The following is a 21,794-nucleotide window of genomic DNA, read 5'->3' on the forward strand; positions in this document are numbered from 1 at the left end:
CGCATGATCCTTTCGGCCGGAAGCTGTTTCCCGCAAGACGCCGGCCGGCCTCGCGGCAGCGCCATGGACAAGGTGTCGGAAAAATCTATCGGAGGATAAAGCCGCCGACGGCCAGAATCAGCACGAAGAGGATGGTCGCCGAGAAGAAGCCGCCCGCGAAGAAACCAAAAGCCATCGCCAGAAGCAGGGCTCCGCAGAAAAGCGATCCGTATTTGGCCAGCATGAGGAAGCCCGCATAGGTGCGGTCATGCTCTGCATAGTCCATCTTCGCGCCCAGTTCGACAGGACCGGTCGGCGAGTGATCAGCCATAGGAATACCCCTTCGAAGACATCTTTGAGGCACATAGCGAAAAGCCGGGCCGAGAGCAATGGCGCTATTGCCGCATTGCAGCCGACAACTGCCTCAAAGGAAAATTGAAGCCGACTGCCGACGCGGCCCTGGAGGCCAACCACAGCCGGAACCGGCGACCCTGTCAGCGTCTTTGAACATGCTGTGATAATTTCGCGATTTTTGCCGACATGAGGGAAGACTATTGTCGCGGACACCATCGGCCGAAGGGTGAAACGCCATGATTTCGCCGACACAGAGATTTGACTGGAACGGCACCGGCATAGCCTGGGACACGATCGGCTCTGGACCCTCGCTCGTGCTCATCCATGGGACGCCGTTTTCGTCACATGTCTGGCACCGGATCGTTCCGGAGCTGGCGCGCGGCCACCAGTTGTATTTCTACGATCTCCCTGGATATGGGCAATCCGACAAACGGGCAGGCCAGGATGTTTCGCTGGGCATCCAGAACAAGGCGCTGGCGGCGATGCTGGCTTTCTGGAAGCTCGAGCGCCCCAAAGTCATCGCCCATGATTTCGGCGGCGCCACCGCCTTGCGTGCACATCTGATCGACGGTTGCGACTATGAAAGGCTGCTGCTCATCGACCCGGTGGCTGTGCGGCCCTGGGGCTCGCCCTTCGTCCAGCATGTCCGGCACCATGAATCTGCGTTTGCCGGCGTGCCGGACTACATTCAAGCGGCGATCCTGAAAGCGTATGTTTCGGGCGCCGCGGCGAGCCCCTTGTCGGAGAACGAACTGGAACCCTATGTCGCGCCATGGATGGGGCCAGTTGGCCAGCCGGCTTTCTACCGCCAGATCGCCCAGATGGATCAGCGTTTCACCGACGAGGTCGAACCGCTTTATGCCAAATTCCGCTGCCCGGTGGCCTTGCTGTGGGGAGAAGAGGATCGCTGGATACCGCTGCAAAGCGGTCACTCGCTCGCGGCCCTGCTGCCGGATTGCGCCTTGACCCTCATTCCAGGGTCCGGTCATCTCATGCAGGAAGATGCCCCTGAGGCGATCGTAGCCGCCGCCTTGCGCTTCTTCGCCCGCTGACGAACCCTTCAGCCGGCAAGATGCGGGAAAAGCCCGAGCAGTCCGACGACGATCAGATAGAGCGCGACGATGTAGTTCAACAGCCTTGGCATGACGAGGATCAGCACGCCGGCGATCAGCGAGATGAGCGGGGTGAGCGCAAGCGTGGAAATGGTCATGTCGGGTTCCTCAAAGACTTCGTGACGTGCCAGAGTGCGGCGGCGCCCTTGGCGTCATCCAGAACGCCCGAGCGGCCGAAAGGCTCCCGGTCGATCCGGCAAAATGTCCATCCGGCAAAATCGTGCGATCCTGCCGTATCAGGCGGCTTCGTGATAGTATTTTGCCGTGGGCAGGATGGTCAGCGGCGCAAGTTCGCCGACATGCGGCGTATCGAACAGCATGCGCTGTTCCATCGGCGTCGAACGGAAGAACGGGAACCGTGAGAAGGACCGCTCGCGGATGGCGTTGACGTCGGCGCGATAGAGCACGACCTTGTTGAACACGCCCGGATACGCGCGCGACTCGCTGATCTTCTCCGAGTAGTAGATGCGCTTGTAGAAGCCGGCGTGATCCTCGCGAATGGTCGACAGGCAGTAGGGTGCGTTGAAATGGAAGCACGCCATGCCGGCCAGCCGCAGCGTCAGATAGGGGATTTGCGGATAGACGCGCGACCATTCAGGATCGGACGCAAACCGGCTGGGGCAGATGAAGCTCAACCCTTCATGAAGCATCGGCATGACGATGTCGCCGAACGCCTTGGTGGAAGGCGACATCGGCGTCGCCAAGGTGACGTGGTGGATACGCAGCGTGCTGACGAGTTCCTGGTCGATATAGACCCCGAAACGATACACATTCGGTGCCTCGTCGAGCTCGTCATGAATGGTGTGGTTCTCGTTGTCGGGCACCATATCGTTGGAGCGATATGACTTGTAGCGCAGGCGGTAGATATCTTCGAGATCTTCGCCCTTGTCGCAGCGGCGATACTCTGTCCGCTCAAGCATCGCCGAAACGTTGCGGGCGAAGCTGGACATGTTGTCGGCGGCATCCTTGCCGGCCTCGCCCGCCACCGGGCGAAGCGAACTCAACTGCACAATCATCAACTCAATCCCCGTACTTTGCCGCCGCGATCCGACACTACGACAGGGTCATGGTATGTAAAAGATGAAAATGGGAAGGGGGCCGTTTACCAGTCGTTAAGGTTAACAATTGGTAAAATATTACTAAAATTCGATTAATTTCTTCATTTTCTGCATCCAAATGGAGAAAGAACGGTTCTCGAACCTGATAGGAGGCGGCAGCGATTTTGGCATAGCGCTGCCATGTGCGAGGAAATCTCTGACTGCCATGAATATCCTCGGACCTGGAGCCTGCCCCATCCGTGTTTGGGCATGATCTCCATGCTCCATACGCCGCGAATCAGCGACGTACCGCCGCCTTCTTGGCAGTCCTGATGTCCTTGGCGAAGGGCCATACCGTGTTCGACATGGTCTCGATGCCGGAGGCGCTGAGCGCCGAACCGAACAGGAACCCCTGGACAAGGTCGGGCTTGACCTGCAGCGCCAGGATCTTGAGCTGCTCGAAGGTCTCGACGCCTTCGACGGTCACCGAAAGCCCCAGCGGTCGCGACAGGTTGACGATGCCCTTGAGCAGCTCGAGCGAACGGGGGTTCTGGGTGACGTCCATCAGGAAAGAACGGTCGATCTTGATCTTGTCGAGCGGCAGCTTGTGCAGGTAGCTCAGGCTCGAATAGCCGGTGCCGAAATCGTCGAGCGCGATGCGCACGCCAATCTGCTTCAGCTCCTCGATATACTGGCGCGTCAGCGACTTGTCGTCGAGCAGCGCCGTTTCGGTGACCTCGATCTCGAGCCGGCTGGCGGCGAGGCCGGTGCTCGCCAACGCATCGCGAACCTTCTGGATGACGTCGCGGTTGCGGAAATCCTTGGCCGAGAGATTGACCGAGACGCTGGTCTGGTCCGGCCATTTGGCGCATTCGGCGCAGGCTGCCTGCAGCACGAAGGTGCTGATCTCGGAAATGATGCCCATTTCCTCGGCCAGCGGAATGAAGATGCTGGGCGAGATCGGCCCGAGATCGGGATGATCCCACCGGCACAGCGCCTCACAGCTGGCGATGCGCATGGTGCTCATCGCCACGATCGGCTGATAGACCACCCGCAGGCTCTTGCTTTCCACAGCGGTGCGTAGATCCGCCTTCATCAGCTGACGGTTGCGGAAGGCGGCATCCATCGAGGCTTCGAACAGCCGCCAGCTGTTCTTGCCGAGCTCCTTGGCCTTGTAGAGCGCCAGGTCCGCCTTGACGATCATGGCGTCGACATCGGTATCCTTGACCCGCGACAGCACCGCGCCACCGCTGGCCTGGATGCGCAGCCCGTGCCCGGCGACATCGACTTCCCCTTGCAGGCCGGCGAAGATCTCGTCGAGCTGGCTGGTCAGATGGCTTTCATCCTCGACGCGGTCGAAGAAGATCATGAACTCGTCGCCGCCGAAACGGCTGACCGTGATGCCTTGCCCGGCAATGGCGGCAAGCCGCTCGGCAACGGCGTAGATCAAGCCGTCGCCGATCGGATGGCCAAGCGTGTCGTTGACGCTCTTGAAATCGTCGAGGTCGAGCACCGCCAGGCCGCAGAGACGGTCGCGATCGCCTGATACCATGGCCTCGCCGATGAGCTCATGGAAATAGGCGCGGTTGGGCAGGCCGGTGAGGTTGTCGTAGCGTGCCATGAAGCGGATCTTGTCTTCCGCCTCGACACGGGCGGTGACATCCTCGAAGGTGATGACACCCAGCTCCTGGCTGCCTTCGCGAGCCGAGAATTCGTAGTGCTGGCCGTTGGCAAGGGAAACCAGCACCTTGCGGTCGCGGCCCTCGCGCAGGGCGCGCGTCAGCTGAGCCTCGATATAGCGGCAATCCTTGGGCGCCAGCATGCCGCCGGCGACGCCACGCATCAACAGACCATGGATCGACCGCCCGAGCAGCGCATCCGGCGACTTCAGCGACATCAGATGCGCGGCCTCGGCATTGGCCACCGCGACGCGGCCGTCCGGGCCGAGCATGACAAGCCCATGCGACATGGTGTTGAGCGCCCGGTTGAAGCGCTGGGCGATGCGGTTGGCCTTCTTCTCTTCCGATACCGCCGCAAAAAGCACGTCGCGCACGGTGTTGGCGAATTTGCGGATGGCGAACAGGAACGGCGCGGACAGGAGCCCGAGGAGGACATGGTAGATGTCGCCGCGCAGCAGGAAGCCCAGCGAGATCGGCCAGGTCAAGGCAAGGGTCAGGATGGTGACCATGCGCGGCGAGCCGTAGTTCCGGCCGGCGATCGAGGTCGCCGTCGCCAGCGTCAGGCAGACGGAGGCGATTTCGGCAAAACCGTCGCGCGCGAAATAGATGCCGAGCAGGCAGAAGGCGCCCAGCGTCAAGCCGTGCAGGGAACCGTAGAGAATGTAGTCATTCTCGCGCTTGTGCGCTTCTTCCCAGGTCGTCGGCGACGGCATGCTGTTGTATTTTCGAAAGTTTCTCATGCGGAAGATACCGACGAGAACCATCGAAATGGCGACCAGCAAATACAGCGGATCGCCGTTTTTCCACCAGACAAGGCCAATCAGGAAGGTCTGCGCGAGAATGCCGATCGAAAGCGTCAGTCCGTCGCGAAACAGGGTTTCCACGAACGGAATGTAGACGTCGACCGGGATCTCGTTCTTTTTTCTCAGATTCAACGCCTGAATCCCAACCCTTGGGGACCCAAGCAGTGTCACATCCGCCTTAAGAAAGATTTAGAGAGCCCCTCGCGCCGCTGCCGTCAAGCCGGGTGACGTTGCGGAAAGCGAGGAAACTGTCGTTCAGGTAAACAAGGCGTATCGATCATTCGGCGGCTTGAAGCTCCGGCCGCGACGGCGTGCCCGACAGGCGTTCGAGCAGCCTTTGGCGTTCGCCGGCGGCCTTTTCCGCGCTGGCCTGGCGGACGTGGCCATAGCCGCGAATGAGGGCCGGCACCGAGGCCAACGCAACCGCCGCATCGACCCTGGCCGGGGCCAGCGATCCGGCGATGAGTTCCAGATCCGCCTCGTACCGCGCCAGCAACTGCCGCTCCATGCGCCGCTCGGCGGTGTAGCCGAACAGGTCGAAGGCGGTGCCGCGCAGGCCCTTCATCGCCGCCAGCAGGCGAAAACCCTTCATCATCCACGGGCCGAAGCTCGATTTCCTGGGGCTGCCGTCATTGCCGCGGCGGCCCATGATCGGCGGCGCGAGGTGGAATTCGAGCTTTTCGTAGCTCTGGAACTGTTTTCCGAGTTCAGCGGCGAAAGAGCCGTCCGTGTAAAGACGCGCCACCTCGTACTCGTCCTTGATCGCCATCAGCTTGAACAGGTTTTTCGCGGCGGCTTCCGACACCGCCGTCGAACCCGGCACGGCCTTGGCTTCGGCGGCACGCAAAACCGCCAGTTTCTCGGCATAACGCTTGCCATAGGCGGCATTCTGATAGGCGGTCAGGAAAGCGACGCGGCGGGCAACGATGTCGTCCAGCGTCTCGGCGACGTCGGCAGCCTGGCCGGTCTTTCCAGCGACGGTTGGGCCCGGCTGGGCGACGAGGCCGCGCACGAAATCCGGCTGATGGGCAGCGCGGCGGCCCCAACGGAAGGCAGCGATGTTCATCGCCACGGCTTCGCCATTGAGCTCGATCGCCTTCTCGACCGCCTCGGCCGACAGCGGCAGGCCGCCATGCTGGAAGGCAAAGCCGAGCATGAACATGTTGGCGCCGAGCGAATTGCCGAAAAGTGCCGTGGCGGTGCGGGTGGCGTCGAAGAAATGCGCCTTGTCGTCGCCCGCGGCCGCACGGATCGCCTTCTTCAGGCGTTCTATCGGCAACGAGAAATCCGCCGAACGGGCGAATTCGCCGGGCATGATCTCGGCGGTGTTGGCGACGAAGATGGTGTGGCCCTCGCGCACCGCGGTCAGCACCTTCTTGGCGCCCGACACGACGAGATCGCAGCCAAGCACGAGATCGGCCTTGCCGGCCGAGACGCGGATGGCATGGATGTCGTCCGGGGTGCGGGCGATGCGGACATGGGTGAACACCGAGCCACCCTTCTGGGCGAGGCCGGCCATATCGATCATGCCGCAGCCCTTGTCCTCGAGATGCGCCGCCATGCCAAGCACCGCACCGACGGTGACGACGCCGGTGCCGCCGACGCCGTCGATGATCGCTGCCCAGCCCTGCTCGCCAAGCGGGAATTCGGACGGCACGGGCACGCCGTCGAGCGGATCGGTCTTGCCGGCCAGGCCCTCGGCCTTGCGGATCTTGGCGCCGTGCACGGTGACGAAGGACGGGCAGAAGCCGTTGACGCAGGAGAAGTCCTTGTTGCAGCTCGACTGGTCGATCTTGCGCTTGCGGCCGAATTCGGTTTCGACCGGCTGGATCGAGACGCAGTTCGACTGCACGCCGCAATCGCCGCAGCCTTCGCAGACCAGCTCGTTGATGAAGACGCGCTTGTCGGGATCGGGGAATGTGCCGCGCTTGCGGCGGCGGCGTTTTTCGGCGGCGCAGGTCTGGTCGTAGAGCAGCACTGATACGCCCTTTACGTCCCGCAGTTCGCGCTGGACGAGATCGAGGTCGTCGCGGTGATGAATGCTGGCGCCAGCCGGGAATTCGGCCTTGCCGGCATATTTGTCCGGCTCATCGGTGACGATGGCGATGCGGTCGACACCCTCGGCGCGCACCTGCCTGGCGATCATGTCGACGGTCAGGCCGCCTTCGTGCGGCTGGCCGCCGGTCATGGCGACGGCGTCGTTGTAGAGGATCTTGTAGGTGATGTTGGCGTCGCTCAACAGCGCGAAACGGATCGCCAGCGTGCCGGAATGGTTGTAGGTGCCGTCGCCGAGATTCTGGAAGATGTGGCCACGCTTCGAGAACGGCGCCTGGCCGACCCATTGCGCGCCCTCGCCGCCCATCGCCGTGAAGCCTACGGTGTTGCGGTCCATCCACAGCGCCATGAAGTGGCAGCCGATGCCGGCCGCGGCGATCGAGCCGTCCGGCACCTTGGTCGACGAATTGTGCGGGCAACCGGAACAGAAGAACGGCGTGCGCGAGCCGATGTCGGTGGCATCGGTGAGCATTGCCTGGAACTGGCGCAGCTTTGCCACCCGCGCCAGGATCTCCTCGGACGGGCCGATGGTCCGCACGATCCTCTCGCCTAGCGCGATGGCGATCTCGTTGGGGTCGAGCGCACCCTTGGCCGGGAACAGCCAGTCGCCGCGCTCGTCCTTCTTGCCGACAATGACCGGCTGCGTGGCGGTGCCGTAAAGGCTTTCGCGCAGTTGCACCTCGATCAGCGAGCGCTTTTCCTCGACGACGACGATGGTGTCGAGGCCGCGGGCGAAATCGGCGATGTGATGCAGGTCGAGCGGCCAGGGGCAGCCGACCTTGAACAGCCGCACGCCGATGCGGTTGGCGGCCGCCTCGTCGATGCCGATGTCCTCCAGCGCCTGGCGGACATCGAGATAGCTCTTGCCCAGCGTGATGATGCCGATCTTGGGGTTGCGGCCGCCCGAATAGACGATGCGGTTCAGCCCGTTGGCATGGATGAAGGCGGAAGCGGCTGCGCGCTTGTGCTCATGCAGCCGCTCCTCCTGGCCGAGCATGTCGATCTCGTGGCGGATGTTGAGACCGCCTGATGGCATGTCGAAATCCGGCACGACGATGTTCAGCCGCTCGAGCGAGGCATCGACCGAGGCCGTCGATTCGATGTTGTCCTTGACGCATTTGATGGCCGCCCAGGTGCCGGCAAAGCGCGACATGGCAAAGCCGTAGAGCCCGTAGTCGATGATCTCCTGGACGCCGGCCGGGTTGAGGATCGGCACCATCGTGTCGACGAACAGGAATTCGGTGGCGTGCGCGTTGGTCGAGGATTCGGCCATATGGTCGTCGCCCATCAGGGCGAGCACGCCGCCATGTTTGGAAGAGCCGGCGAGATTGGCATGGCGAAACACATCGCCGGAGCGATCGACGCCCGGCCCCTTGCCGTACCAGACCGAAAAGACGCCGTCATGGGTGCCCTCGCCCAGCAGTTCCGTCTGCTGCGATCCCCAGCAAGCGGTGGCGGCAAGCTCCTCGTTGAGCCCTGGCTGGAAGACGATGTCGGCCTGAGCGAGCTGTTTCTTCGCCTTCCACAGCTGCATGTCGAGGCCGCCGAGCGGCGAACCGCGATAGCCGGAGACGAAGCCGGCCGTGTTCAGGCCGGCGCGGCGATCACGCTCGCGCTGCATCAGGAGCATGCGGATGACCGCCTGCGCGCCGGACAGGAAGATGCGCTCCTTTCCAAGGTCGAACTTGTCGTCGAGCGCGACGTCATGCAGCGTCATCAGGAATTTCCTCTGCGGAGGCCACGCGGGGGCAGGCAGCCAACGTCGGGGTCGGATGACGCATCCTTTCTCCCCTTGCAAGGCAGGTCAAACAAAATCGAAGGTGCCAGGCAACGCGCAACGAACAGTCCGTGGCCATTCGAATCGAGTACGAAACCGACCAGCAGGCGTTTCCCGGCGCACGAAAGTTTCAGCTGCAACCAGGGCTGACAGCGATGCGTCAGCTGCCCTTCGAGCAATCCGGCTTCGGTTCGCCCGGCAGCTTGCCGTCGGGATGGCCGACGAGATCTGGATTGGCCGTATAGAGCTGGTCGATGACCAATGGCCGGTCGGGCAGCACCGACTGGTCCTCCGTCGACATCAGCGTGGTGTCGATCTTCTGCAGAACCGCACCGTCGGCGCCCTTGACGCTGATGGCAATCGCATAGGGCTTGTTCTTGACGACGCAGGTCAGCGCCGGGCTCTCCAGCGTCACCTTGTCGAGCTTTGGCCACACCTTCTGCTCGACCACCAGAGGCGCGCCGCCGGCGGGATTCTGGAAGCTTGCGACCGCGACCTGGCCCTCTCCCATCGGCTGCAGCGGCCGCAACGTCACCACATAGGTCGCCCTGGCGAGGCGGTAGTTGAAGACGAATATCTTGCCGGAAATCTCGAACAGCTTGCCTTCGGCGTTGCCGGTATCGCGGCAGGCGCCGAGCGCCACGGCGGCAATGAGTGCCGCGCCGACAACGATCGAACGGGAAAGACCTCTAGGCATCCTTGACCTCATTTTCCGCCATACGGCGGCGACGATAGTGACGACTTGCCTTCTGCCTGTTGCCGCACACCGCCATGTCGCACCAAAGGCGGCTGGAATTGCGGCTTCTGTCGACGAACAGCCAGGTGCAGTTGGGACAGATCCTAAGCCTTGCGACGGTGTCGTCGCGCAACAGTGATAGCGCGGAAACCGCCAGCGCCGCCTCGAAGGCGATCGGCGTCAGGGGATCACCGAACGGCCTTCCCGGCGCACCGATCTCGGTCCGGCTGCCGGCCAGACCCTCGGCGCAGGCTCTCAGGAACCCCGGCAGATCGGTGGTGACAACCGCGCCCTTCGACACCGCTCCGCGAAACAGCTGGTCCGTCGTCTCGCGGATCGACAGCACGACGGGTGCGATCGTCTCCGGTGACGGTGCAGCCAGCGGCCTGTCGCCAAGCTCGGCGGCGCGAAAGCGGCTCGCCGCATCGGCGAAGCGGGCAATCTCGGACGGATTGTCGAAACGGTCGAAGGTGCGCTCCGGATCGCCGCGCAGCACGACGGTGTTCGCCGTGTCGAGCGCGAGCAGGCCGCCAGTGAAGCGGTGCGGGGTCCAGGATACCGTCATGCTCGGAATCTAACCGATAAATCGCATTTGACAAGTTAGATTCAGCAATGCAATTTCTCTACCGGGCGCGGACTCCGCAGCCTCTGTCTTGAGCATATCGTTGTCCCAAAACCGCTTTGCACGTTTGGGCGACATGCTCCGAGGGTTTCGCATGCTCTACTTCTTCCAGCAGGTGCTGAACGGACTGCATTCGGGCGCGCTCTACGCGCTGCTCGCCTTCGGCTATGTGCTGACCAACGGCATCCTGCACCGCACCAACCTCGCCTATGGCGCGCTGTTCGCCTTTTGCGGCCAGACGATGATCCTCACGGCCGCCTTCGGCTATCAGGTGCTGTGGCTGACGCTTCTGGCGGCGGTGGCGCTCGGCGTCGTGGCGGCGTTCCTCTATGCCGCGCTGATCAGCCACGTGCTGTCGCGCAGCGTCTTCGAACCTTTGGCCGACCGGACACCCAACGCAATCGTGGTGACGACGCTGGGCATATTGCTGCTGTTGTCGGAGGCAAGCCGCATCGCCGCCGACACGCATGATCTGTGGCTGCCGCCGATGCTGGCGCAGCCCATCGTTTTCGCACAGGGCGCGACCTTCAAGGCAACGCTGACGCTCATCCAGCTCATTGATTGCGCGCTGGCGCTGGCGGCAATCGCGCTGGCCAGCTGGGCATTTGCCCGCTCGAGCTTCGGCCGGCGCTGGCGCGCCGTCTCCGACGACCCCAAGGCGGCGGCGATGTGCGGCGTCAACGTGCGCACGGTGTTCCGGCATGCGGTGCTGTTCGGCGGCTTCTGCGCCGCGCTGGCCGGCGTCATGGCCGGCCTCTATTACGGCAATGTCAGCTTCGGCTCGGGCCTCGTCTACGGGTTGAAGATCCTGTTCGTGACGGCGGTCGGCGGCTATCTGTCGCCGCCACGGGCGGCGCTGGGCGCGGCCGCCTTCGGCATGGCCGAATCGCTGTGGGCCGGCTATTTCCCGGTCGAATGGCGTGATGCGTGGATGTATCTGTTCCTGGTCGCCACGCTGATCCTGATCGGCGCCGGCCGCGATACCGGCAAGCTCGCCTGAGCCATCAGACTTTGGTTGCATGACGCCGGGGCAGACCGCCGGTATCCGGCACTGCCTGCCAAGCGACGATATTTTGCTGCCTCTATCCTTGTTGACCCGTCAGTCCACGCGCGGCATACCGTTGGACCACGCGGCGTGACGGACGAAAAGGGGGAAGCCGGCACGCCTCGGTACAAGGGAGGAATGCATGGCAGGGCTTCTCGCTCTATCCAGAACCATTGATCGCGCGAACGAATTCATCGGCAAATGGGTGTCGTGGCTGATCCTGCTGGCGATCCTGGTGAGCGCCGCCAACGCCATCATCCGCAAGGTGTTCGACATATCCTCGAACGCCTGGCTCGAGCTGCAGTGGTATCTGTTCGGCGCCGCCTTCATGCTGGCCGCCGCCTATACGCTGAAGCAGAACGAACATATCCGTATCGACATCGTCTACGGCCTGTTTTCACGCCGCGTGCAGCACTGGATCGACCTGCTTGGCCATCTCCTCTTCCTGATGCCGTTCGTGACGCTGATGGTGATCTATTTCGTCCCCTATGTGTCGCTGTCGTTTCGCAGCGGCGAGATGTCCAACAATTCCGGCGGGCTGATCATCTGGCCGGCCAAGGCCATCCTGCTCGTCGGCTTTTTCCTGCTCGCGCTGCAGGGCATCTCCGAAATCATCAAGAAGATCGCCATCATGCGCGGCGACATGGACGACCCCAATCCCTTCATATCGGCGCATGAGCAGGCCGAGCTCGAAGCCAAGGCACTGGCCGATGAGGTGCGCTCGTGATGGAGTTCATCGCCCAGAACATGGCGCCGATCATGTTCGCCTCGCTGATCATCTTCCTGCTGATCGGCTATCCCGTCGCCTTCTCGCTGGCCGCCAACGGCTTGATGTTCTTTTTCATCGGCGTGCTCCTGTCGCCCTATTCCGGCGGATCGATCAACCTCGCCTGGCCGCTCCTGCACGCATTGCCGGATAATTTCTACGGCAGCCGGGTGATGTCGAACGACACGCTGCTGGCCATTCCGTTCTTCACCTTCATGGGCATCGTGCTCGAACGATCGGGCATGGCCGAAGACCTGCTCGACACGATCGGCCAGCTGTTCGGGCCGATCCGCGGCGGCCTCGCCTATGCGGTGATCTTCGTTGGCGCGCTTTTGGCGGCGACCACCGGCGTGGTGGCGGCTTCCGTCATCGCCATGGGCTTGATCTCGCTGCCGATCATGCTGCGCTATGGCTACGACCGGCGGCTGGCATCCGGCGTCATTGCCGCCTCGGGCACGCTTGCCCAGATCATCCCACCCTCGCTGGTGCTGATCGTGCTCGCCGACCAGCTCGGCCGCTCGGTCGGCGACATGTATGCCGGGGCGCTGATTCCCGGTCTCGTGCTCACCGGCCTCTACGCGCTCTACATCCTGATCGTTTCGATCTTCCGGCCAAAAATGGTGCCGGCGCTGCCGCTGGAAGCGCGCACGCTCGGCCATGGCGTGATGTCCCTGCTGGTGGCGTTGGTGGTCACATCAGCGATCTCCTACGCGGCGTACCGCTATCTCGCGCCGGCGCATGGCGACAATGCCGACATCCTCGGCGCCACTGCCGGGGTGCTGTTCATCTACATCGTGGCCATTGCCGACAAGCGTTTGAACTTCAACATGATGTCCAGGCTCGCCCAGCAGGTGATCATCGTGCTGATCCCGCCGCTGGCGCTGATCTTCCTGGTGCTGGGCACCATCTTCCTCGGCATCGCCACCCCGACCGAGGGCGGCGCCATGGGCTCTGTCGGCGCCTTGATCATGGCGGCGGCAAAGGGTCGGCTGTCGCTGGACGTGGTCAAGCAGGCCCTGACCGCGACGACGCGGCTGTCGTCCTTCGTGCTGTTCATCCTGATCGGCGCGCGGGTGTTCTCGCTGACCTTCTACGGCGTCAACGGCCACATCTGGGTCGAACACCTTTTGACTTCGCTGCCGGGCGGCGAGGTCGGCTTCCTGATCGGCGTCAACATTCTCGTGTTCTTCCTCGCCTTCTTCCTCGACTTCTTCGAGCTCGCCTTCATTATCGTGCCGCTGCTGGCGCCGGCGGCCGACAAGCTCGGCATCGACCTGATCTGGTTCGGCGTGCTTCTGGGCGTCAACATGCAGACCAGCTTCATGCATCCGCCCTTCGGCTTCGCGCTGTTCTACCTGCGCTCGGTGGCCGCCCGCGTGCCCTATCTCGATCGCCTCACCGGCAAACAGATCGCGCCGGTGACCACCGGACAGATCTATTGGGGCGCGGTGCCCTTCGTCTGTATCCAGGTGATCATGATCGGACTGACCATCGCCTTCCCGCAAATGGTGATGCACTACAAGGCAACGACCGTCGATCCGGGCACCATCGACTACAAGGTGCCGGAAGTACCCGGCCTGTCGCCGCTCGGCACGCCGCCGGCGGATGGTGCAGCGCCTACTGGCGGCGGCACGGCGCCGGCAGCCCCTGACCTTTCGCAGCCGCCGAGTTTCGGCGATCCGGCACCAGCCAAGCCAGCGGCGCCACAGCCCGACCTGTCGCAGCCACCGAGCTTCAATTGAAACCGGCATGGCGACGATGATGAAAGCGGTGCGGCTTGAGGCGGTGGGCAGCATCGCGCTGCGCGACGTCGACAAGCCTGACATCGGGCCGGACGAGCTTCTGGTGCGGATCGAAGCCTGCGGTGTCTGCGGCACGGACCGGCATCTGTTTCACGGCGAATTCCCGTGCACACCGCCCGTGACGCCCGGCCACGAGTTTTCCGGCATCGTCGAGGCGATCGGCAGGTCCGTCTCGGGCTTTGCCGTCGGCGATCGCGTCACCGGCGACCCCAACATCGCCTGCGGGCGTTGCGCGCACTGTCACGCCGGGCGGGTCAACCTCTGCAGCAATTTGCGCGCCATCGGCATTCATCGCGATGGCGGCTTTGCCGACTATCTTGCCTTGCCGCAGCAGCAGGCTTTTGTCCTGCCTGCCGATCTGAAGCCGACACATGGCGCCTTCTGCGAGCCGCTCGGCTGTTGTCTGCATGGTGTGGACCTTGCCGGTATCAAACCAGGCAGCTCGGTTGTGGTGCTGGGCGGCGGCGTGATCGGCCTGCTCACCGTGCAACTGGCAAGACTGGCCGGGGCCACGACCATCATCCTGTCGACCAGGCAAGCCTCGCGGCGCGCCCTCGCCGAGGAGCTCGGCGCGACAGTGACGGTCGATCCGACCGCCACCGACGTCATCAAGGCCATCGCCGGACCGGCTGGTCTGACGCCAGGCGGAGCCGACGTCGTCTTCGAATGCGCGGGCGTGCGGGAGACCGTCGAGCAGTCGATGCGGCTGGCCCGGGCCGGCGGCACGGTCGTCATTGTCGGCGTGACGCCGCAAGGCATGAAAGCGGAATTCGAGCCCTTCGACCTGCTGTTCCGGGAACTGAAGGTGCTCGGTTCCTTCCTCAATCCCCACACCCATCGCCGCGCCGCCGAACTCATTGCATCGGGTGCGATCGAAATCGACAGGCTGATCTCCAGGCAGGTGCCGCTCGAAGACGCGGCAGCGGTGATCGCCAATCCGCCGGCGCCGGGTGAGGTCAAGGTGCTGGTGGTGCCGCGCCGGGGCTGAGCTGCGTCTGGCCCTCGCGCGCAGGCTTGCCGGCAACCCATCGATCGGCTATTGGGGGCGCGCCGAAAAAGACATGACCGGTCCGGTAGTCCGGTCTCTTCCGTTTCTAAAACGGAAGCCTGTTCACCGCATGATTTGCGGGAGAACCCGCGGCCGGCAAGCGAGGCGAAAGCCCGCGGGCCGGTTGGGTCATGTCCGGATTTCCTGATGCCACGCCCCGCCGGTTCACGGTCTGCAGCCAAGCCTGTCCGCATTTCAACCCGCGACAGGACAAAGACCATGAAACTGAACCACGCCAATCTCGTTACACCGGAAGTCGCGGCTCTTGCCGGCTTCTTCACCAGCCATTTCGGCTTCGAACTTCTCGCCATGCGCGGCAAGGATGCCTTCGCTGTCCTGCGCGGGACCGATGGCTTCATCCTCAACCTGATGGTGCCGGGCAAGGGAGAGACCGCCGCCTATCCCGGCGGCTTTCACATCGGCTTCTTCGTTGGCAAACCGGACATCGTGCATGCAAAGCAGGCCGAGCTTGCCGATGCGGGCCTCATGCCGGGTGCGGTGCAAGAGCTGACGCGCGGCGGCGTCAGCTCGACGACCTTCTACTGCCATGCGCCGGGCGGAATACTGGTCGAGGTCAGTTCCTCACCAGCCTGAAAAAGAAAGACCCCGGGCAAGCAGGCACGGGGTCTTTTGCGTCAATGCGATGGGCTGCTCTATCTCTTTGTTTTGACGCAATTCCGGACGGAAAACCGCTACGCACTTTTCCTGGAATTGCTCTAGAGCTTGCCGTTGCGCTGCTGCACCATCATGAAGGTGTCGTAATTGTATTCGGCCACCTGCGCCCAGAGATAGTGCTCCTTGCGGAAGCCCTTGATCGATTCCCAGATCTTCTTGAACGGGGCGTTGGTGGCTTCCATTTCGGCATAGACCTCGTTGGCCTTTTCGAAGCAGGCGGCCATGATCTCCTGGCTGAACGGGCGCAGTTTCGCGCCGCCAGCCACCAGCCGCTTCACCGCTGCAGGGTTCAGATAATCGTATTTCTGCAGCATGTTGGCGTCGGCCGCCTGTGCCGCGGTGCGCAGCAACGACTTGTAAGCCGGCGAAAGCTCGTCGTATTTCGCCTTGTTGAACATCAGGTGGACGGTCGGACCGCCTTCCCACCAGCCGGGATAGTAGTAATAGGGCGCGACCTTGTAGAAGCCGAGCTTCTCGTCGTCATAGGGGCCGACCCATTCGGCGGCGTCGATGGTGCCTTTTTCCAGCGCCGGATAGATATCGCCGCCGGCGATCTGCTGCGGCACGACGCCGAGCTTCTGCACCACCTTGCCGGCAAAACCGCCGATGCGCATCTTGAGGCCGGAAAGGTCGGCCACCGTGTTGATTTCCTTGCGGAACCAGCCGCCCATCTGCACGCCGGTGTTGCCGCCCGGCAGGCCGAAAAGGCCCTGCGTGGCGAGAAACTCGTTGAACAGGTCGATGCCGCCGCCATGGTAGTGCCAGGCATTCATGCCGCGCGCGTTGAGCGAGAACGGAACGGCCGCACCGAGCGCCCATGTCGGGTCCTTGCCCCAGTAATAATATGCCACCGTGTGGCAGGCCTCGACCGTGCCGGCGGTGGTGGCGTCGGCCGCCTGCAGGCCTGGCACCAGCTCACCGGCAGCAAAAACCTGGATCTGGAAGTTGCCGTCGGTGGCTTCCGACAGCATCTTGGAGAACACCTCGGCGCCGCCATAGATGGTGTCGAGCGACTTCGGGAAGGAGGACGCCAATCGCCACGTCACCTTGGGATTGGACTGGGCGATTGCTGGCGTCGCCAGCGTGGCCGCCGCCGCGGCGGCACCGACGCCGGTGACACCGGCCTTGCGAATGAATGAACGACGATCCATGAAGTACCTCCCTTTTGGATCAAACAGACCAAGATTCGGGAACATCCTCGATATCCCGGCTCAGTCTGGGGCGAAACAATACACAGGCAAAAGGTCGAGTCCAGCACGGCGGCCGGATTTGACGATGGCGCTTTCGCGGAATTCGCGGCGCCGGCGCGTGGCCTGCAACTATAGTCTAATGCTATGTCCTGCCTGATTTCGTGGCCCATGCGACACGCTGAAACTTGGCATGGAAAAATACCCAGGGATCGCCTATTTTAGAGGCAGGACATTCCTTGCCCAGATGGAACACAGAGCCAAAATGCATCAGCCGCTCGTCGCCATATCGACCGACGTCCGTCAGTTCGACAACTACACTTGGCATGCCGCCCCACAGCAATATCTGGAAGCGGCGATCACCGGCGCCGGCGTGTTCCCGCTGCTGGTGCCATCGTTCGGCGACCGGCTCGACTTCGACGAGCTTCTGTCGTCGGTCGACGGCGTCATGGTCACCGGCTCGAAATCCAATGTGCATCCCTCGCTTTATGGTGGCGACGCCAGCGAAGCCAATGGTCCCTATGACCCGGCGCGCGACGCCACGACGCTGCCGCTGATCCGCCGGGCGATCGAGCGCGGCGTGCCGCTGCTCGCCATCTGCCGCGGCATTCAGGAATTGAACGTGGCGCTCGGCGGCACGCTGGGCACCGAGATCCAGGAGCGAGAGGGCTCGCTCGACCACCGCGCGCCGGTGAGCGACAAGCAGGACGAACGCTTCGCCATACACCAAACCATTTCGATCAAGCCAGGCAGCTGTCTGGCCGGCGTGTTCGGTGCCGGCGACATCAAGGTCAATTCGTTGCACCGCCAGGCGATCGACCGGCTCGGCTCGAATCTGCAGATCGAGGCGGTCGCCAGCGACGGCACGGTCGAGGCGGTTTCGGTGCGCGACTCCCGCGCCTTCGCCGTCGGCGTGCAATGGCACCCGGAATATTGGGTCAAGTCTGACAGCAACTCGGTGAAAATATTCCGTGCCTTCGGCGATGCGGTTCGCCTGCACGCCGCAGCGAAGGCTGGAGCGCGGGCCGCAGCGGAATAATCAGTCGCCGGACTTCTTATCACCGGTGGCCGCCAGCGACAGCAGCGGCAGCGCCGGGGCATAGGATTCGTAGCCGTCGCCATCGGCAGCCGCGAAAGTGACGATCGGATCGACACCATTGGCGCTGAAGGCAACCGTGCCGTCGTTTTGCTCGCGCCAGAACTTCGCCTGCTCTATGCCCGGCAAGAGCCGGCGGCATTTCGGAGCAACGGTGAGCAGCGACAAGCCGTCCGAAATTTCGGCCCCGCGGCTGACTGCACAGGCCGCCTCATCGCCATTGGCGACCAGCCTGTAGCTGCTGGACGGGGCGGCCTCGTTGGCCACGCTTTCCCCGCTGCCAACATGAAACAACTGAACGCCGCCAAACAGCGCTGCGGCAGCGATCAATACGGAAAGTGTTTTCATCGTTCTTCATCCACGCACACGGACAGGATGGAGAATGTTTCCAAAGGGTTAAGCTGACGTTAATAAGTGTGGCAATCAGCTTTTGGCCTTCACATGCGCCGTCTCGGGCACCGGCGTCAGCGGCCGGCGCTCGGTGAACCAGGACACCAGATTGTCGACGCATAGATCCGCCATGGCGCGGCGGGTGTGGTCCGAGGCTGAGCCGACATGCGGCAGCAGCGAGGTGTTGGGCGCGTCGAGCAGCGCCTTGGGCACGTTCGGTTCGTCGGCAAAGACATCGAGGCCAGCGGCGGCGATGGTGCCGTTGGCAAGGGCTGCCGCAAGCGCTGCCTCGTCGACCGTGCTGCCACGGCCGATGTTGACGAAAACGCCATTGGCGCCGAGCGCCGACAGGATCTCGGCATTGACCGCCTTCTCCGTTGAGGCGCCGCCTGGCGCCACCGAAATCAGCGTATCGACGGCTTCGGCAAGACCTTTCAGGGTCGGGTGGTACTGGTAGGAAAGACCTTCGACAAGGCGCCGATTGTGATAGGCGACAGGCAAGCCAAAGGCTTCCAGACGCCGGGCGATGGCCTGCCCGATGCGACCCATGCCAAAGATACCGACCTTTCGCCCGCGCAAGGTCAGCCGGCTCAGCGGATAGTTGCCCTTGCGCACCCAGCTGCCGTCGCGCAGCCAGGTTTCGGCGCGCGGCAGGTCGCGGACGGTGTTGATGAGCAGCCCGATGGTGGTGTCGGCAACCTCCTCGGTCAACACGTCAGGCGTGTTGGTGACCATGATGTTGTTCGCGGCCGCATGGCCGACATCGACCGAATCATAGCCGACGCCGAACGAGGCGATGAGTTCGAGGTTGGGCAGTGCATCCATCATCGCCGCGTTGATGCCGGCGAACGAAGCGATGCCACGCACATTGCTGCGCATCTCGTCGGTGACGAGGGACGGATCGGCGCGTTCGATCGGGACAGGCCTGAATGTGTGGTGGATGCGGTCGACCGCATGGTCGTTGAAATCGCCCGGCACCAGAATGGCGACGGTCTGCAGCTGTTCGGCCTTGGTCATGCACGCTCCACCGGCTTGCCGGTCGACTGACGCACATGCAGTTCCGGCTTGATCAATTCCTGCGAAGGCCGCACCGTCTGCCCGTTGAGCTTGTCGAGCAGCGCGCTGGCGGCGCGGCGGCCAACCTCGCGCTGGCCGTTCCAGACGGTGGTCAGCGCCGGCGTCGCGATCGCCGCCTCTTCGAGGTCGTCATAGCCGGTAACGGAGATGTCGACGCCAGGCACCAGGCCGGCACGGGCAATGCCGTTCATCAGGCCTATCGCGACAAGGTCATTCCAGCAGCAGGCGGCCGTCGGCCTGTCCTTCAGCGCCAGGAATTGTCCCGCGGCTTCGAAGCCGGCCTGCTTGGTGCGCGGGCCGGCGATGCGCCAGGACGGCCTGACTTCCAGCCCGGCCGCATCCATGGCGTTGACATAGCCCTGGTAGCGGTCGCGGCCGGTCGAGGTCTGGTCGGTGCCGCCGATCATGGCGATACGCTTGTGGCCGAGCGAGATCAGATGGTTGGTGGCGAGGCCTGTTCCATAAGAGTCGTCGCCGCGAAAGACCGGCACGTCGGCGCCCTCGACGGTGCGCGCGATCAGCACCGCCGGCAGTCCGTTCTCCTCGGCCATCACGATGTCGGAAGCCGGTGTGCCGATGGCCGGCGACATGATGACGCCGTCGGCGCCGAGCTGCAAAAGCGTGTCGATGAAAGTGCGCTGCTTTTCGAGCTGATCGTAGTGGTTGGACAGGATGAAGGTCTGCCGGCTGCGGTCGAGTTCGCTTTCGATCGAGCGCAGGATCTCGGCGAAGAACGGGTTCATGATGTCGTGGACGACGACGCCGACAATGCCCGACCGCGAGGTGCGCAGGCTGGCGGCGCGGCGGTTGTAGATATAGCCGATGGCGCGGGCATGTTCCTTGATGCGATCGCGGGTGGCCCCGGCAACCAAAGGGCTGTCGCGTAGCGCCAGCGAGACCGTGGCCGTGGACACGCCGAGCGCATCCGCGATCGTCGAAAGCTTGATTTTCTGTGCCAGCGCCTTGCGCTCCCCGGACCTGAATTTCCAGACCTAAACTGTTTAAAGGCGGCGTTATGCCACCGATCGGGGGCAAATCAAAGTTTTTTTGCCAGCGCTTCCGCCTCGACATCCGAGGCCGCGCGGCTCTGCAGCCGAAGCCGGTGCTCGCGATGGACGATGTAGAGGCCGCTGGCGACAATGATGGCGGCGCCGACCAACGTCCAGCGGTCGGGAAACTGCTTGAAGACGATCCAGCCTGAAATGATCATCCACACCATCTGCGAATAGGGATAGGGCGCCAATGCGGTGGTTGTCGCCAGCCGGTAGGCCTGGACCAGCAACCAGTGACCGACGCCGCCGAACACGCCAAGCATGACCAGCACGAACCAGTGCCAGCCGTCATGCGGCAGGGAGAACGAAAACGGCAGCAGGGGCAACAGCAGCAACGCCGGCGCCAGCGCCGAGAACAGGATCAGGCTTTCCGACGTTTCGGTCGCCGACATGCGGCGCGTCATGATGACGTAGAAGCAGTTCGACAGCATCGAGCCGAGCGCGAAGAGATGCCCGATGCCGAAAACGCCGACACCCGGCCGCGTGATGATCAGAACCCCGGCAAAGGCCGCCAGGATCGCCAGCCAGCGCCGCCAACCTGCCCACTCGCCAAGCAGCGGACCGGCCAGCGCCGTGATCACCATCGGCCCGAAGAAATAGATCGAGGTGGTCTCGGCCAGTTGCAGGGACTTGAGCGCCAGGATGTTGAAGATGGTCGATCCAAACAGGAACAGGCCGCGCAGGACATGTGCCGGCAGGTTGACCGGGCGAAACCGCGCCGGTTGGCGCCAGCCGCGCAGCAGCGTGCCGACCAGCACCACATGCACGGCAAAGCGCACCCAGGCGACGATCAGCACGGAAACGCCGGCAAGGACGAGGTATTTGCTTGATGTGTCGAGGAAGGTGAAACAGACATAGGTGGAAAGCATGCACAGGATCGCCACCGGGGGCGTCGCGCTTTCTACATATCTTTGGGGAGCACTCACTTGCAGGCCGGGTAGGAAGCTGGGCTGGAGCCCACCTTTGCGGGAATTGCCGGCTCCCGGCAAGCCAATTGTCGGCTGTCGCGACATGAAAGCCTGCTGGCACAACAAGAGCCGCCGGCAGGCGTAGTGCCTTGGCTAGGCGTGCATGCGGGCGCCCTTGGTGATCTTGTCGACCACCTTCTTCTCGGCGCGAAGCGCTATACCGACCACCCCGGCGTCTTCTGGCGCGAATTCGGCGAAGACAGCGCGGTTGGCGGCGTCGAAACCGGTCGCGAACATCTCCTCGACGTAGAGGGAGGTTGTCACGCCACGCTCCAACGTGCGCCGGTGGATGGTGCCCAGCGTTGCCTGGTCGGCGGACAAAACGATGACCGGCTGGATCGACAGCGGGTTGTAGAGATTGCCGGCGCGGTCGCGATAGGGTTCGCCGATGATGTCGGGAAACTGCGCGACGATCCCGCTGGTCAGGAACGCGGTGACGTTGAGTTTCTGCCAGACCGGCAAATCCTCCCTGAGCACGATTGCAAATTTCGTATCGAACATGAGAAATAGACCATTCGAGGTTTGCGCCCGATT

Annotated in this window: 20 protein-coding genes; 7 read left to right on the forward strand and 13 right to left on the reverse strand. The window is 63.2% G+C overall.

The features are described 5' to 3' along the window. Nucleotides 1-85 precede the first annotated feature (85 nt). On the reverse strand, nucleotides 86-310 hold the full coding sequence (locus HB777_27000; GenBank protein QND67213.1) for an aa3-type cytochrome c oxidase subunit IV: 225 nt from the start codon (nucleotides 308-310) through the stop codon (nucleotides 86-88). A gap of 259 nt (nucleotides 311-569) precedes the next feature. On the opposite strand from HB777_27000, the gene HB777_27005 reads away from it, so the two are divergent. Continuing rightward, nucleotides 570-1,385 carry an alpha/beta hydrolase gene (locus tag HB777_27005; protein ID QND67214.1) on the forward strand — a complete coding sequence of 272 codons (816 nt, stop codon included), beginning with the start codon at nucleotides 570-572 and terminating at the stop codon, nucleotides 1,383-1,385. An 8-nt stretch (nucleotides 1,386-1,393) separates the two neighbouring features. On the opposite strand, the gene HB777_27010 is transcribed toward HB777_27005, so the two are convergent. The 6 genes from HB777_27010 to HB777_27035 all read right to left on the reverse strand — a co-directional run bounded on the left by HB777_27010 (nucleotide 1,394) and on the right by HB777_27035 (nucleotide 10,097). Then, complete coding sequence (locus HB777_27010) at nucleotides 1,394-1,543, reverse strand: DUF3096 domain-containing protein (GenBank protein ID QND67215.1); 150 nt, start codon at nucleotides 1,541-1,543, stop codon at nucleotides 1,394-1,396. A 138-nt stretch (nucleotides 1,544-1,681) separates the two neighbouring features. Further along, nucleotides 1,682-2,461 (reverse strand): hypothetical protein, encoded by a 780-nt coding sequence (locus HB777_27015; GenBank protein ID QND67216.1) that lies wholly within the window; start codon nucleotides 2,459-2,461, stop codon nucleotides 1,682-1,684. Between the two features lie 319 nt (nucleotides 2,462-2,780). Further along, nucleotides 2,781-5,096, reverse strand: coding sequence for an EAL domain-containing protein (locus tag HB777_27020; GenBank protein QND67217.1), 2,316 nt, complete (start codon nucleotides 5,094-5,096; stop codon nucleotides 2,781-2,783). Between the two features lie 145 nt (nucleotides 5,097-5,241). Next, nucleotides 5,242-8,736 (reverse strand): indolepyruvate ferredoxin oxidoreductase family protein, encoded by a 3,495-nt coding sequence (locus HB777_27025; GenBank protein QND67218.1) that lies wholly within the window; start codon nucleotides 8,734-8,736, stop codon nucleotides 5,242-5,244. Nucleotides 8,737-8,956: 220 nt separating this feature from the next. Then, entirely contained in the window at nucleotides 8,957-9,505 is a 549-nt protein-coding gene (locus HB777_27030; protein QND67219.1) for a hypothetical protein, read from the reverse strand. Next, nucleotides 9,486-10,097 (reverse strand): hypothetical protein, encoded by a 612-nt coding sequence (locus HB777_27035; protein QND67220.1) that lies wholly within the window; start codon nucleotides 10,095-10,097, stop codon nucleotides 9,486-9,488. The genes HB777_27030 and HB777_27035 overlap by 20 nt, the downstream gene beginning before the upstream one ends. Nucleotides 10,098-10,248: 151 nt before the next feature. Between HB777_27035 and HB777_27040 the strand changes: the two genes are divergently transcribed. The 5 genes from HB777_27040 (at nucleotide 10,249) to HB777_27060 (ending at nucleotide 15,409) form a co-directional block, all read left to right on the forward strand. After that, entirely contained in the window at nucleotides 10,249-11,154 is a 906-nt protein-coding gene (locus HB777_27040; GenBank protein QND67221.1) for a branched-chain amino acid ABC transporter permease, read from the forward strand. Nucleotides 11,155-11,341: 187 nt separating this feature from the next. Beyond that, nucleotides 11,342-11,926, forward strand: a complete 585-nt coding sequence (locus HB777_27045) for a TRAP transporter small permease subunit (protein ID QND67222.1) — start codon at nucleotides 11,342-11,344, stop codon at nucleotides 11,924-11,926. Continuing rightward, nucleotides 11,926-13,707, forward strand: coding sequence for a TRAP transporter large permease subunit (locus HB777_27050; protein ID QND67223.1), 1,782 nt, complete (start codon nucleotides 11,926-11,928; stop codon nucleotides 13,705-13,707). The genes HB777_27045 and HB777_27050 overlap by 1 nt, the downstream gene beginning before the upstream one ends. A 19-nt stretch (nucleotides 13,708-13,726) precedes the next feature. Further along, nucleotides 13,727-14,755: a zinc-dependent alcohol dehydrogenase family protein gene (locus HB777_27055; protein QND68919.1), complete on the forward strand. Its 1,029-nt coding sequence runs from the start codon at nucleotides 13,727-13,729 to the stop codon at nucleotides 14,753-14,755. 279 nt (nucleotides 14,756-15,034) lie between these two features. Then, nucleotides 15,035-15,409, forward strand: coding sequence for a VOC family protein (locus tag HB777_27060; protein ID QND67224.1), 375 nt, complete (start codon nucleotides 15,035-15,037; stop codon nucleotides 15,407-15,409). Between the two features lie 122 nt (nucleotides 15,410-15,531). Here the strand turns inward: HB777_27060 and HB777_27065 are convergent, their stop codons facing one another. After that, nucleotides 15,532-16,641, reverse strand: a complete 1,110-nt coding sequence (locus HB777_27065; GenBank protein QND67225.1) for a TRAP transporter substrate-binding protein — start codon at nucleotides 16,639-16,641, stop codon at nucleotides 15,532-15,534. 301 nt (nucleotides 16,642-16,942) lie between these two features. On the opposite strand from HB777_27065, the gene HB777_27070 reads away from it, so the two are divergent. After that, on the forward strand, nucleotides 16,943-17,716 hold the full coding sequence (locus HB777_27070) for a gamma-glutamyl-gamma-aminobutyrate hydrolase family protein (protein ID QND67226.1): 774 nt from the start codon (nucleotides 16,943-16,945) through the stop codon (nucleotides 17,714-17,716). Here HB777_27070 and HB777_27075 read toward each other — a convergent pair whose 3' ends face one another. The 5 genes from HB777_27075 to HB777_27095 all read right to left on the reverse strand — a co-directional run bounded on the left by HB777_27075 (nucleotide 17,717) and on the right by HB777_27095 (nucleotide 21,761). Next, on the reverse strand, nucleotides 17,717-18,121 hold the full coding sequence (locus tag HB777_27075; GenBank protein ID QND67227.1) for a hypothetical protein: 405 nt from the start codon (nucleotides 18,119-18,121) through the stop codon (nucleotides 17,717-17,719). 75 nt (nucleotides 18,122-18,196) lie between these two features. Continuing rightward, complete coding sequence (locus tag HB777_27080) at nucleotides 18,197-19,180, reverse strand: 2-hydroxyacid dehydrogenase (GenBank protein QND67228.1); 984 nt, start codon at nucleotides 19,178-19,180, stop codon at nucleotides 18,197-18,199. After that, nucleotides 19,177-20,199 (reverse strand): substrate-binding domain-containing protein, encoded by a 1,023-nt coding sequence (locus tag HB777_27085; GenBank protein ID QND68920.1) that lies wholly within the window; start codon nucleotides 20,197-20,199, stop codon nucleotides 19,177-19,179. The genes HB777_27080 and HB777_27085 overlap by 4 nt, the downstream gene beginning before the upstream one ends. A gap of 77 nt (nucleotides 20,200-20,276) precedes the next feature. Then, on the reverse strand, nucleotides 20,277-21,161 hold the full coding sequence (locus tag HB777_27090) for a DMT family transporter (protein ID QND67229.1): 885 nt from the start codon (nucleotides 21,159-21,161) through the stop codon (nucleotides 20,277-20,279). Nucleotides 21,162-21,353: 192 nt separating this feature from the next. Then, entirely contained in the window at nucleotides 21,354-21,761 is a 408-nt protein-coding gene (locus tag HB777_27095) for a DUF2000 family protein (GenBank protein QND67230.1), read from the reverse strand. Between the last annotated feature and the right edge of the window lie 33 nt (nucleotides 21,762-21,794).

The sequence above is a fragment of the Mesorhizobium loti genome (assembly GCA_014189435.1).
Classification (GTDB): Bacteria; Pseudomonadota; Alphaproteobacteria; order Rhizobiales; family Rhizobiaceae; genus Mesorhizobium; species Mesorhizobium loti_G.